Here is a 12157-nt window from a genome sequence, read left to right as displayed (position 1 = left end):
GGGAATCGGGTGCAGACGCCGGGGGCCGGAGCCGCCGACATCCCACGCAAGGAGAGCACCACCAGCCGGGGTGGGTTGCGCGCATCCGGGGCCGAATCGGCCCGTGACCACCCGCCTGGAGCGAGCATAAAGCCTATAGTCAAGAGATGGGTATCCGTAGGTAGAGATGTTCACCAGCACCCCACTGTTCATTGGTGGCCTTCCTGGCGGGATGGAGATGGCGGTCGTCCTGCTCATCGCCATTCTGCTGTTCGGGGCGAACAAGATCCCGAAGCTCGCCCGCTCCAGCGGCGAGGCGATCGGCGAGTTCCAGAAGGGCCGCGAGGAAGTCGAACAGGAGCTCCAGGAGATCAAATCCGAGTCCGCGCCCGACGCGAGCGCGGACGCCACCGCCGACACGACCAGCGACACGACCACGGACGCGACCAGCAGCGCCGACGACACGGCGACCAACTAACGCAACTGATTTTCGCCGTGGGACCCACGCCGGACGTGTGGGCGTGTGGCCAAGCGGACACGGCGAGAGGTTCCTAACCTCTAGATCGCGGGTTCGAGTCCCGCCACGCCCGTGCAGCGAGGAGCGAAGCGACGGGCCAACCGGCATGACCGGATTCGAAGCACGCGGGACGCGCACCTCGGGGTCACGTCCCGCCACGCCCGGTTCTTCGAGTACGCGCTGACCGGTGCCGAAGTCGAGTTCCGGAGCCGCGCTTACGTCGCTCGGAACGCGGTGGCGGGGTCGGTGCGTGCGGCGCGCCATGCCGGATACAGGCCGGCGACCGCACCGAGAAGCGCCCCGGCGGCGACGGCACCGCTGCCCCACTCCACGAGCACCACGGTAGGCACCCCGGCGGAGGCGGTGACAGCGGCTGTGGCGAGCGCGCCACCCACAACGCCGCCGACACCCCCGAGGCCGCCGCAGAGCGCGGCCTCCACGACGAACAGGTGCGCGATGTCAGCGGGCTGCGCGCCCGCGGCCCGCATGACCGCGATCTCGGGGGCGCGCTCGACGGCCGCCACGAGCATGACGGCGGTGATCGCGACCGCACCCAGGCCGGCCCCGAGGACGGCCACCATGGCTGCGAGCACGCCGCCAGGGACACCCCACACACGGGCGAGTGGAACGTCGGCGGGCGACCCCGCGCCGAGCCAGTGGACGCCGAGCGTGGTGTCGAAGCCCGCCGCCACCCCTACGAGCGTGAGCGCCGTGCCCGTGCTGGCTGCGACGCCGAGCGCCGCCAGCCCCGATCGGCGCGGGTGGCCGCGGATCGCGCGCAGCCCCATGCGAACGCTCTCGAACTGGTTCATGCCGTGTCACCGTCGGGATGCCGGATGGCGCCGTCGTGGAGCGCGAGCCGACGGTCCGCGTGGTCGGCGACGCGCGCGGTGTGCGTCGCAACGAGCACCGTGGTGTCGGCGTCCTGTTGGTCGGTGATCGCGGCCATGATCTCGCGGCCAGCGTCGGCGTCGAGCGCCGCGGCGGGCTCGTCGACGAGCACCACCGCGGGGTCGGCGACCAGTGCGCGCGCGAGTGCCACCCGGTGGCGGTGGACGCCCGACAGCGCCGCGGCTGGCCGGGTGGCGTGGCTGGCCGGGAGGCCGGCCCGCTCTAGGGCGGTGGTGGCGCGTCGCCTGCGCTGTCGGCCCGGCACCCCCTGGAACAACAGCGGGAGGGCGGCGTTTTCGACGGCACTGCGCCGCGGCAACACGGTGGTGCCCGGGAACACCACGCCGATGGTTTCGGCGCGGAAGTCGGTCCGCGCTGTCGGGTCAAGCTGGGTGACATCGGTGCCGTCGACGACCACGCGGCCGCTCGTGGGGGCGGCCAGGCAGCCCAGGACCGCCAGCAGTGTGGATGCGCCACAGCCCCGCGGCCCGACGACGGCGGTGTACGAGCCACGCGGGAGGCGGAGGGACACGTCGCGGAGGGCGTGGACTGGCTGGCCGCCGCGCTGGTAGGTCTTGCGGACGGCGTCGAGTGCGACCGCTGGGGCGACCTCGCTCATCGGCGGTCACCCGGGCTGCGGTCGGTGCTGGCGTGGGTGCGTCGGGGCACGATCGGGGCGTGATTACGCGTCCGGCTTCGGGAGCGCGCGCTTGGGGCGGGGCGGCACCAGGAAGTTCCCGCGGTTGGTGACCGAGAGGTACTGTCGGATGCCGTTGTTCGCCGTGCGGCCGACGGCGCTGTCCGCGGTGACATCAGCGCCGTTCATCGCCTCGCGCGTGCGGACGAAGTCGCTGATCGCTGACTGCAGCGCGAGGAAGTGCACGCCGGCCTGTCCGCCGTCCGTGGAGTCGAAATCGCGGCGGAGGATGATCGGGCGGCCGTCCTCGCGGACGGCCTGGAGCTTCTGGCCGTGGCCGACCATGCCGTCCTCGCGGGCGGACTCCGCCGGCGCCGGTGAGCCGTCCAGTCCGGGGGCAGCACCGAGGTTCTCGCCCGTGCCTTCGATGCGGTCGTCGGCGGCGTGGGCGGGACAGAACATCTTGGCCTCGCGGTCCTCGCGGTCGTCCTGGCCGTACCACTGCTGGAGGTTGAGCGTGATGTGGGAGACGTGCTGGGTGGTGCCGCCCGCGAACGGACCGTCGTCGATCGTGACGCGGTCTTCGGTGGCCTGACTCCCTTCGAAGTCGGATTTGAACCCCATGTAGAGGGGGGCGTCCTCGGGAACGGGGGTGTCGTCGGGAACGCCGCCGGTGTCCTGGTTGTCCGCAGGGAGTCCGGCACCGACGAACCCGGTCCGGCGGTCGACCACGTCGAACACCGACGTGAGCGTGGCGTCGATCGGCTCGTCGTTCGCGGCGTCGCGGTCGCCGCGGAGCGCCGCCTCGGCTTCGAGCACCGCGTCGGCACGGTCGCTTGCGAGATGGAGGATCGCGTCGGGCTCGTCGAGCGTGGGGGATTCGAGTTCCGAAAGCGCGCGCGGGCGGGGCAGATCAACCCCCGTTGGGGCGGCGTCCAGCGCGTCGAAGTACGCCGGCGAGTAGCCGATGGTGAACAACAGCCCTTCGTTCGACCACTCGTAGGCGCGTTCGAGCGCGGTGAGTGCAGCCGTGACTGCCCTGCGGTCGGCGTCGGTGGTGGCCGCTGGGCCGGCAGGAAGTGACAAGTGCAGCAGGACGTGGTGGCGGGGTGGCAACACGTTCCCGGCGTCGTCGCGTGCGGCGTGGTCGTTCCACGCGTGCTGTCGCGTGGGGAGCGTGGTCGGGTCGGCAACGCCGCCGGGGATCGGGTCGTCGGTGCGTCCGAGGCACGCCGACAGCGCGCTCGCGCCGCCGATGGCGACGGCGGCTTTCAGGAACTCGCGCCGCGGGACGCCACGCTGGTCGGAGTTCATACGTCCCGTAGGGGCTGGCGGAGTTAATGGATTCTGGTCGCCGGGGTGGCACGGCGGCGTTAGGCTGTCGGGGTGGTCGATCGGACCGCCTCGAAGCCGCGGTCGAGATCCGCGATGAGGTCCTCGATGGCTTCGATGCCGACGGACACGCGGATCAGCGAGTCCGTGATGCCCATGGCTTCGCGGTCGGGCTTCGGGATGGGTTCGTGGGTCATGCCGGCGGGGAGTTCCACCAGTGATTCGACGCCGCCGACGCTGACCGCGAGGTTGAACTCGTCGAGCGCGTCGAGGAAGCGCTTGGCGTCGGCGAGGTCGCCGTCGAGTTCGAACGAGAGGATGCCACCGTAGCCGGACTGCTGGGCGTCCGCGAGGTCGTGTTGCGGGTGGGAGTCGAGGCCGGGGTAGTGAACCGCGGTCACGCGGTCGTGGTCGGCGAGGTATTCGGCGATGGCGAGGGCGTTGGCCTCGTGGTCGCGCATCCGCGGGGCGAGGGTTTTGATGCCGCGCAACACGAGGTAGGCGTCGAACGGCGCGAGCATGTTCCCGAGGCCGACCTGCTGGAGGAACTCGACGCTGTCGGCGAGCGCGTCGTTGTTGGTGACGAGTGCGCCGCCGACGGCGTCGCTGTGGCCGTTGAGGTATTTCGTCGTGGAGTGGGCAACGACGTCCGCGCCGAGCGCCAGGGGCTGTTGGAAGTAGGGGCTGAGGAAGGTGTTGTCGACACCGAACAGGACGCCGGCGTCGTCAGTGATGTCGGCGATGGCGGCGATGTCACAGAGCTTGATGCGTGGGTTTGTGGGAGTCTCCATCCAGACGAAGGCGGTTTCGGGACGGATCGCGTCGGCGACGGCGTCCGGGTCGGTGGCGTCCACGAACGAGACGGCGACACCGAGGTTCCCCTCGAAGAGGGTTTCGAGCATGCGCCGTGTGCCGGCGTAGAGGTCGTCGAAGGCGACGACGTGATCGCCGGGTTCGACGGCGGCGAAGGCGGCGGTGGCGATGGCGGCGGTGCCGGAGCCAAACGCGAAGCCGTGGTCGCCGCCTTCGAGGGCTGCGAGGCGCCGTTCGAGGGCGTGTCTGGTCGGATTGTTGAGGCGCGAGTACAGGAACTGCCCGTCGTCGGGGTCGACGCCCTCCAGGCTGAGGTCGGTGTCCAACTCCTGGACGGCGTACGTCGAGGCGAGGTGGATGGGCGAGACGACATCGCCGTGGCGCGTCTCGCGCGGTGATTCGCCGTGGCTGACGGCGAGGGTTTCGAACGCAGGTGTGTCGTCCATACGGGGTGGTTCGGACTACACGGCAAAAACGTTTCGAACAGTTGATAATTATCCGGCGGCGATGTATTACCCCCAAGAATATCAGGTGGGAAGCAACCCGCACCGCGGTGCGTCACCCGGCCGAGCGGGCTGGCTTACTCCTCGACGACGACGGTCCCGATCATGCCAGATGCGACGTGTGGCATGCAGACGTAGGTGTACTCGCCGGCCGTCTCGAACGTGTGTTCGAGGGTCTCACCGGCGTCGACAACTGCGAACTGGTTCCCGTCTTTGTCCATGGTTCCGAACCCGGATGCGCCATCGGGGATCGAGATCTTGTCGTGCATGTCCGGCCACGCGCTCACGTTGTGACTGGACTCCTCGAACTCCCACGTGACCGTGTCCCCGACGGAGACGGTGAGCTCCGACGGCTCGAACTTGAACCCGCCATCGGGTGCGACCGCGATCGTGTTCCCACCGCTCTGGCTGGCCTCCTCGCCGCCGCCGGCCTCGTTTCCGGTGGCCTCCTCGCCGCTCTCGGAGTCGCTCTCATCGTCGCCGGTGTCGCCGCCACCGGAACAGCCAGCGAGAAGGGTCGCAGTCACCGCTGCGCCGGTAGACTTCAGCATTGTTCGACGGTCAAGTCGGGTGTCACGAGACATCACTACCGACTCAGGACTGGGCACGTTTAAGAAGCGCCACTTCTGCGTGATCCTGGGAGTGGGGCACAGATACAAACCCCGTTTATCCGTGCCGCCCGGCGACCGGCGGCCCGCCGCGGGACGGACGCCGATCACGCAACTGCCCGACCGGACAGCCGGACGATAGAAACCCCACAGAACGTCCCTCGAACCGGCACCTTCATATACCAACTGTGCGTCTCGGTCGCTTCGCGCCCAGTTTTCGACCACACTAAATCGTGGTTTTTCGACAGTTCCAGCTGGTTTCCGGCCCCATCACGACGTTATCACTCGCGAGAAGCTGGCCCCGACGTTTTTACCAGCGGCTTTTGCTTACTCTGATAGAGGACACCGTGCCCACGCCACACCTCACGAGACGACAACTGCTTGCGGGTGCCAGCACAGCGACCGTCGCCGCGGTCACCGGCTGCCTGGGACGGCGCGGCGGTGGTGAGTCGACCAGTGGCGGTGGCGCACCCACCGAGCAAGCGCGGGCCACCGACGACGCCCCAGCCACCGTCGGGATGGTGTACGCGCTGGGCGGCCTGGACGACCGGTCGTTCAACGACGCGGCGAACCGGGGTGCCCAGCGCGCCCGGCTCGACCACGGGATCGCGTACACGAACCACGAACCCGACAGCATCGCCGAACTCGGGGAGACACAGGCGACGCTCGCCGCGTCGTCGAACCCGGCGTACGATCTGGTCTGCTGTGTCGGGTTCCGGCAAGCCGACGGGCTCGAGAGCGCCGCCGCGGCTGCCCCCGACCAGCAGTTCATGATCGTCGACACCGCCGTCGACGCGTCGAACGTCGCGAGCTACGTCTTCGAAGAGCAGATCGGTTCGTTCCAGGCGGGCCGTCTCGCGGCCCTCCTGACGACGCGGGACATCGACGCCGGCGGCGGTGCCACGAACCCGGACGCACGCACGGTGGGGTTCGTCGGCGGGGTCGACGAGCCGCTCACGCACGGGTTCCACGCCGGATTCCAGGCGGGAGTGACACACACCGCCACCGACATCGACGTGCTCGCGGCGTACATCGGCGACTTCGAGGACGTCGAGGCGGCGCGGACCGCCGCCGCAGCCATGTACGACGCCGGCGCTGACATCGTCTACCACGCCGCCGGCGGTGCCGGCGTGGGTGTGTTGCAGGCCGCCCAGGCCAACGGCCGGTACGCCATCGGCGTCGACTCCGACCAGTCGCGCAGCAATCCACGGTACGCCGACGTCGTCCTCGCGAGCATGGTCAAACGCATCGACACGGCGGTCTACGACGCCATCGAAGCGACCATCGACGGCGACCTGCCGGCGGGCGACGTGGTGTCGCTCGGCCTGGCGACCAACGGGGTCAGCGTCCAATACGGCACCCAGTTGGGGCCGGCGATCCCCGACGCCGTCACGGACGCACTCGGGGAGACACGCGAGGCGCTCGTCGCGGGAGACATCACGGTGCCGACCGAGCGCCCGCAGTCCGCCGGCGGTGGTGGCGTATGAGCGACGGCATCACTGGCGCACTCCGGAACGCCGCCAGTATCGTCGCGCCTGACGCCATCAGACGCCGGTTCGGCGCGAAGTTCGCCGTCGCGTTCATCGTCGTGTTGGTGATCATCGCGGGGGCCGGCGTGTTCGCGTTCCAGTCGACGGAGACGACCGTCGAGCACCAGACCACCCGCCAGCTGGCCGAATCCAATCAGCTGGAGGCCGACGCCATCGGGGCCTGGATGGAGCAACAACGGACGCACGCGCGGTCGGTGTCACAGGACGAGGCGCTGCGCGACGACCGCCGCGCGGCCCCCTACATCCTGCTCAAAGACCAGTTGCTGCCCGCGGACGTGGTGAGCATTCATCTCGTCAACGAGACGCGGGGAACGGTGGTCGCGAGCACGGAGCTGGCCATCGAGGGCCGGTCGCTCGCGGAACTCGACGCGCCGTGGACGACCGCAGCCGTCCCCGAGGGCCCGGGCAACGACAGTGCGGTGTGGGCGACCGAGCAGTCGTACCGCTCCCCCGTGCTCAACGACGAGCCGGTGATGGCGTTCGCCAGCTCGGTGCCGAAACGCGAGGGCACACACCTCGTGGTGGTGACCCGCATCCAGCCCCAGGTCGACCGGCTCTCGGACGCGAACTCGACGCGCCGCACCACGATCCTGAACACCGACGACGAGCCCGTACTGGATTCCAACAGTCGATTCGATGCCGGCGCGCTGACCGACAGCATCGCGGCAGTTCGGAACGACACCACGGCGGCCACAACGACGGTGTCGAACGGCCGCGTGTACGCGCTTTCGGCGACGCCACACACCGACTGGGTGACCGTGACGAGCGTCGACACCGGAGAGGCGTTCGCGGTCAGAGACACCGTCGGCCAGACGGTGACCGTGCTGGTGGTGCTTGCAGTCATCTCGCTGGCGATCGTCGGGGTTGCGCTCGGCCGCCACACGGTCACGCCGCTGAAGCGGCTCCGGAACCGCGCCCAGGACATCGAATCCGGGACCTTCGACGTCGACCTCTCGACGCGGCGCATCGACGAAGTCGGACGCCTCTACGGGAGCTTCGACGACATGCGTGTGTCACTCCAGGACCGCATCCAGGAGGCCGAAGCCGCCGTCGAGGAAGCCAACGCAGCGAAAGCCGAAGCCGAGGAGCTGCGCACCGACGCCGAGGACGCCCAGGCGGAGGCCGAGCGCGCGAAGGCAACGGCGGAAGCCGCCAGCGAACGCCTCCAGGAGCGGGCGGCCGACTACAGCGAGGTCATGCGGGCGGTCGCGGACGGCGACCTCACCGAGCGCCTCGACGAGGACGCCGACGAGGAGGCGATGCGGGCGGTCGCCACCGAGTTCAACGCGATGCTCGACGGCCTGGAGGCCACCATCGCCCAGGTCGCGGGGTTCGCCGACGAGGTCGCCGACGAGACCCTGCAGGTCGCCACTGGTGCCGAGGAGATCGAGACGACCAGCCAGACCGTCAGCGAACGCATCCAGGAGATCGCCGACGGCGCCATCCAGCAACACGACGACCTCGAACGCGCGGCCGGCGAGATGGACGAGCTGTCCGCCAGCATCCAGGAGGTCGCGGCGTCCTCCGCGACAGTCGCCGAAACGGCTGCCGACGCCGTCGAGCGCGGCGAAGCCGGCCGCGACGCCGCGGAGTCAGCCATCGACGACATGGCCGAGATCGAGTCACTGTCCGCCGACGCCGTCGATCAGATCCTCGCGCTCCAGGAGCGCATGTCGGACATCGGTGACATCATCGAGTTCATCACGGACATCGCCGAGCAGACGAACATGCTGGCGTTGAACGCCAACATCGAGGCCGCCCGCGCCGACAAGGACGGCGACGGCTTCGCCGTGGTTGCCAACGAGGTCAAGGATCTCGCCGAGGAGACCAAGCAAGCCGCCGCCGATATCGAATCCGAGATCCAGGCTGTGCAGGCCGAGACCGACGAGACGGTGGCGGACATCCGCGCCACCAGCGAGCACATCGACGACGGCGTGTCGACGGTCGAGCAGGCCGCAGCCGCCATCGAGGACACCGTCGACGCGATCGAGGACGCCAACCACGGCATCCAGGAGATCTCGGACGCCACCGAGGACCAGGCCGACGCCACCCAAAGCGTGGTGCGGCGCGTCGACGACGTGGCCGACATCAGCCAGCACGTCACCGAGGACGCCGAGCAGGTGTCGGCCGCCGCCGAAGAGCAGTCCGCGTCGGTTGCGGAGATCGCGCGCAGCGCCGACGATCTCCGCGATCGCGCCGACGCACTGGCCACGACGGTCAACCAGTTCGAGACCCGCGCTGACGCCGACGAGCCCGATGCTGACGCCACGGTGGACGCGTCCGCCGACGACACCGGCGACTGAACCGCCGGGTCGCGGCACGCGGTGGCGACGCGTGAGAGGAACACAACGGGCCGTTCGCCGGGTTGTGATCTGGACTTGGTGAGGGAAGCAACAGTGGGGGGCGCGAGCCGGAGACGGTGATAGCGCGCTGTCCCACCCGCCACCGAAAGGACGGCAAGCAGCTCAGATGGCGCGAACCCACACGGTCCTGTTGCACTCGCTTCCGTGCGGGCGTTGCCCCAAACGCGACGAACGCGTCTCACGGAACGTACCGTGCGGTGTCGGGAACTGAGGACAGCGAAGGAACGGGAGTGGACTCGTCGGGATTTGAACCCGAGGCCTTCCCCGTGCCAGGGGGATGATCTACCACTGATCTACGAGCCCGCGAACGCATCCATTCGTTGCCGGGGGTCGTTGATAAACCCCGCGATTCGAGCGCCTCGGCGGGATGGAAACGTTTTACCAGGCGGACCGTCTCCGACGGTGTAGGGAACGCACGGCCGTAGATCCGACACGCCCGCCGGTTGGTGGGCTTGGGACTGCGGTAGTGTCGCGGCACCAGCTGGTGCCGGCAGCGTCTCGTGTTGTTCCAATCCAGATCGTAAACAATGGCACGAATGCACACACGCCGTCGCGGGTCCAGCGGTTCGGATCGCCCGACGGCAGACGAACCGCCGGAGTGGAGTGACGTAGATGAGGACGCCATCGAGGAGCGCGTCGTGGAGCTCGCCGAGCAAGGCCACGACCCCTCCCAGATCGGCTTGAAGCTGCGCGACGAGGGCGTGCAGGGCACGCCGGTGCCGGACGTGAAGCTGGCGACCGGCAAGAAGGTCACCGAGATCCTCGAAGCTCACGACGCCGAGCCGGAGCTGCCCGAGGACTTCCGGAACCTCCTGGAGAAGGCGGTCCGGCTCCACGAGCACGTGGAAGCCAACGGCCAGGACCACCAGAACAAGCGCGCGTTGCAGAACACGCAGTCGAAGATCCGCCGCCTCGCTGACTACTACCGCGGGGACAAACTCGACGAGGAGTTCGCGTACTCCTACGAGACGGCGCGCGAGATCATCGAGGAGTAACGGCATGGCGACGACGGGACGCAGCAGCAACGACAGCGACGGCGTGCGGGACGTCGCTGGCGTGGTGTCCGGTGCGGAGTTCGTCCGCGTGACAGCGGCGCCGACCGGCGGGTGCGTTGTGGCCGCGGGACTGCTTGCCGGCGTCTGTGACGAGGTGGGCGTCCCCTCTCAGGTGCGCGTGGTATCCGAGCCACCGTCGCACAGCGGCGCTGCTGACGGTTCGCAGGCAGCCACGCCGACTGCGTCCCACGTGACCGTGGGCTGTGAGGCGGTGGCTGCCGACGCCTCCGTGACCGGCGTTGCGGACGCGTTCGCGCTCGCTCGCGAGGTCGGGACCCACCCGGATCCCGTCGTCACCGCTGCGGGCGCGGTCGCGGACGGCGTTGAGCCGCCCGCCGACGTGCGGGCGGCAGCCGAGGCGTGGACGCGCCGCCCGGGCGTCGGCGTTCCGACGGCCGACCTGGCCGCCGGGCTGGCGCATTCGACGCTCGTACACGCGTCGTTTTCCGGCGACGAGCAGGCAGCCGGGGCGTTCCTCGCCGAGCTCGGGCTCCCACCGGAGCCCGACGCGGCGGCGCGCCGACGGCTCGCGTCGGCGGTGGCCTTGGACGCCACCGCTGATGCGCCGCCGTGCGCCGCTGACGCGGTCCACGACGCGCTGCGTCCGCGCGCCACCCCGGACGGGATGATGGCGACCGTCGAGGGGTACGCCGACGTGTTGAACGCGGTAGCGTGGGCAGCGCCCGGACACGGGGTCGCCCTGGGGCTCGGCGTTGCCGACCGCACCGCGGTGCTGGCGGCGTGGCAGGCACACGCAGCGCCGTCGCATGCGGCCGTCCGTGCGGCGTCGCTGGCGCGCCACCGCGGCGTCGTGGTTGCGGACGTCCCCACGGCCAGCCCGACCGTTGCACGGCTGCTCCGCGACTATCGGGCCACGGAGCCGGCAGTGCTTGCGGTGGGCACGGAGACCGCTGCGCTCGCGACGACCGATGCCGACGCGCACGCCGTACTGCCGGGCAGTGTCGGAACCCGTCGGCGCGCCGTCACCACGCTCGGGGACAGCAGCGACGCGGACGCAGTGATCGAGACCGTGCGGGGTGGACTGTGACGCGCACGGCGACGATCCGCACCGCCGTCGACACCCCGGCGTTGGTCGCTGCCTGCGTGCGCCCCGACAACACCGCGGAGATGACCACCACGGTCGACGACACCGGCGACACCGTCGTGACGCGCATCGAGCGCGCGGACACCGCAGGCATGCAGTCCACCGTCGACGACTACGTCGTGAACCTCACCGTTGCGGCGACGGTTGCACAGACAGCAAACCAACACACCACACATCAATCATGAGCGAACGTTCAGTTTCCAAGCAGGACCAGGAGAAGCGGTGGTACACCGTGCTCGCGCCCGAGGAGTTCGACCGCGCGGAGCTCGGTGAGACCCTGGCAGAGGAGCCAGATCAAGTATACGACCGAACCATTCAGGCCGCACTGTCGGACATCCGGGACGGCGGTGACAACAACATCAAGCTGACCTTCCAGATCGACGACGTGGGCAGCGACAGCGCGTCCACGCAGTTCGTGCAGGCCGAGCTGACGCGGGACTACCAGCGCAGCCTCGTGCGCCGCGGGTCGTCGAAGGTCGCAGTGACGGTCACGGTGTTGACGACCGACGACTACCGCGTGCGCATCCAGCCGGTGGCGTACACCACCAAGCAGGCCGACCAGAGCCAGCAGCACGCGATCCGGCGGACGATGATCGACCTCGTGGAGGAGGCCGGCGAGGAGCGCACCTTCGAGGCGCTTTTGAACTCCATCATCGAGGGACGGCTGTCGTCGGCGATCTACGACGAGGCGAACACGATCTACCCGCTTCGCCGCGTGGAAGTCGAGAAGGCGACCCTGGAAGCCCACCCCGAGGAGGTCCACGAGGAAGAGGAGACGGCAGTGGACTTCAGCGGCGAGTAACT

The 12157-nt window shown here is 69.4% G+C and carries 12 protein-coding genes and 2 tRNA genes; 8 read left to right on the top strand and 6 right to left on the bottom strand.

Annotation, left to right across the window (positions count from 1 at the left end):
- Nucleotides 1-166: 166 nt before the first annotated feature.
- Nucleotides 167-457: a twin-arginine translocase TatA/TatE family subunit gene (locus ACOZ32_RS08375; protein ID WP_010902560.1), complete on the top strand. Its 291-nt coding sequence runs from the start codon at nt 167-169 to the stop codon at nt 455-457.
- Between the two features lie 39 nt (nt 458-496).
- Nucleotides 497-569, top strand: a tRNA-Arg gene (locus ACOZ32_RS08370).
- A gap of 142 nt (nt 570-711) precedes the next feature.
- Here ACOZ32_RS08370 and ACOZ32_RS08365 read toward each other — a convergent pair.
- From ACOZ32_RS08365 to ACOZ32_RS08345, 5 genes are all read right to left on the bottom strand, one after another.
- Complete coding sequence (locus tag ACOZ32_RS08365) at nt 712-1308, bottom strand: ABC transporter permease (RefSeq protein ID WP_010902559.1); 597 nt, start codon at nt 1306-1308, stop codon at nt 712-714.
- Nucleotides 1305-2006: an ABC transporter ATP-binding protein gene (locus ACOZ32_RS08360; RefSeq protein ID WP_010902558.1), complete on the bottom strand. Its 702-nt coding sequence runs from the start codon at nt 2004-2006 to the stop codon at nt 1305-1307. Before ACOZ32_RS08360 ends, ACOZ32_RS08365 begins: the two co-directional genes overlap by 4 nt.
- A 63-nt stretch (nt 2007-2069) precedes the next feature.
- Nucleotides 2070-3338, bottom strand: a complete 1269-nt coding sequence (locus ACOZ32_RS08355) for a DUF7405 family protein (RefSeq protein WP_010902557.1) — start codon at nt 3336-3338, stop codon at nt 2070-2072.
- A 59-nt stretch (nt 3339-3397) separates the two neighbouring features.
- Nucleotides 3398-4615: a trans-sulfuration enzyme family protein gene (locus ACOZ32_RS08350; RefSeq protein ID WP_010902556.1), complete on the bottom strand. Its 1218-nt coding sequence runs from the start codon at nt 4613-4615 to the stop codon at nt 3398-3400.
- A gap of 134 nt (nt 4616-4749) precedes the next feature.
- Nucleotides 4750-5256, bottom strand: a complete 507-nt coding sequence (locus ACOZ32_RS08345) for a plastocyanin/azurin family copper-binding protein (protein WP_012289226.1) — start codon at nt 5254-5256, stop codon at nt 4750-4752.
- 371 nt (nt 5257-5627) lie between these two features.
- Here ACOZ32_RS08345 and ACOZ32_RS08340 point away from each other — a divergent pair, with 371 nt between their 5' ends.
- Both ACOZ32_RS08340 and htr6 read left to right on the top strand, forming a co-directional pair.
- Nucleotides 5628-6767 (top strand): BMP family lipoprotein, encoded by a 1140-nt coding sequence (locus ACOZ32_RS08340; protein WP_205251636.1) that lies wholly within the window; start codon nt 5628-5630, stop codon nt 6765-6767.
- Complete coding sequence (gene htr6, locus ACOZ32_RS08335; RefSeq protein WP_285271479.1) at nt 6764-9133, top strand: chemotaxis signal transducer protein Htr6; 2370 nt, start codon at nt 6764-6766, stop codon at nt 9131-9133. Before ACOZ32_RS08340 ends, htr6 begins: the two co-directional genes overlap by 4 nt.
- Before the next feature lie 291 nt (nt 9134-9424).
- On the opposite strand, the gene ACOZ32_RS08330 is transcribed toward htr6, so the two are convergent.
- Nucleotides 9425-9496: transfer RNA gene (locus tag ACOZ32_RS08330), tRNA-Ala, on the bottom strand.
- A 224-nt stretch (nt 9497-9720) separates the two neighbouring features.
- On the opposite strand from ACOZ32_RS08330, the gene ACOZ32_RS08325 reads away from it, so the two are divergent.
- Genes ACOZ32_RS08325 through ACOZ32_RS08310 form a run of 4 tightly spaced genes read left to right on the top strand, consistent with a single transcriptional unit; the run spans nt 9721 to nt 12155 of the window.
- Nucleotides 9721-10188 carry a 30S ribosomal protein S15 gene (locus tag ACOZ32_RS08325; protein ID WP_010902552.1) on the top strand — a complete coding sequence of 156 codons (468 nt, stop codon included), beginning with the start codon at nt 9721-9723 and terminating at the stop codon, nt 10186-10188.
- 4 nt (nt 10189-10192) lie between these two features.
- On the top strand, nt 10193-11296 hold the full coding sequence (locus ACOZ32_RS08320; protein ID WP_010902551.1) for a hypothetical protein: 1104 nt from the start codon (nt 10193-10195) through the stop codon (nt 11294-11296).
- Nucleotides 11293-11538 (top strand): KEOPS complex subunit Pcc1, encoded by a 246-nt coding sequence (locus tag ACOZ32_RS08315; protein WP_012289224.1) that lies wholly within the window; start codon nt 11293-11295, stop codon nt 11536-11538. Before ACOZ32_RS08320 ends, ACOZ32_RS08315 begins: the two co-directional genes overlap by 4 nt.
- Nucleotides 11535-12155 (top strand): 30S ribosomal protein S3ae, encoded by a 621-nt coding sequence (locus ACOZ32_RS08310; RefSeq protein ID WP_136361135.1) that lies wholly within the window; start codon nt 11535-11537, stop codon nt 12153-12155. The genes ACOZ32_RS08315 and ACOZ32_RS08310 overlap by 4 nt, the downstream gene beginning before the upstream one ends.
- The last annotated feature ends 2 nt before the right edge of the window (nt 12156-12157 follow it).

Origin of the sequence: Halobacterium sp. MBLA0001 (assembly GCF_049705385.1) — an archaeon.
GTDB lineage: Archaea > Halobacteriota > Halobacteria > Halobacteriales > Halobacteriaceae > Halobacterium > Halobacterium salinarum.
Note: the sequence above shows the minus strand (reverse complement) of the source record. Positions and strands in the feature narration are given on the sequence as shown.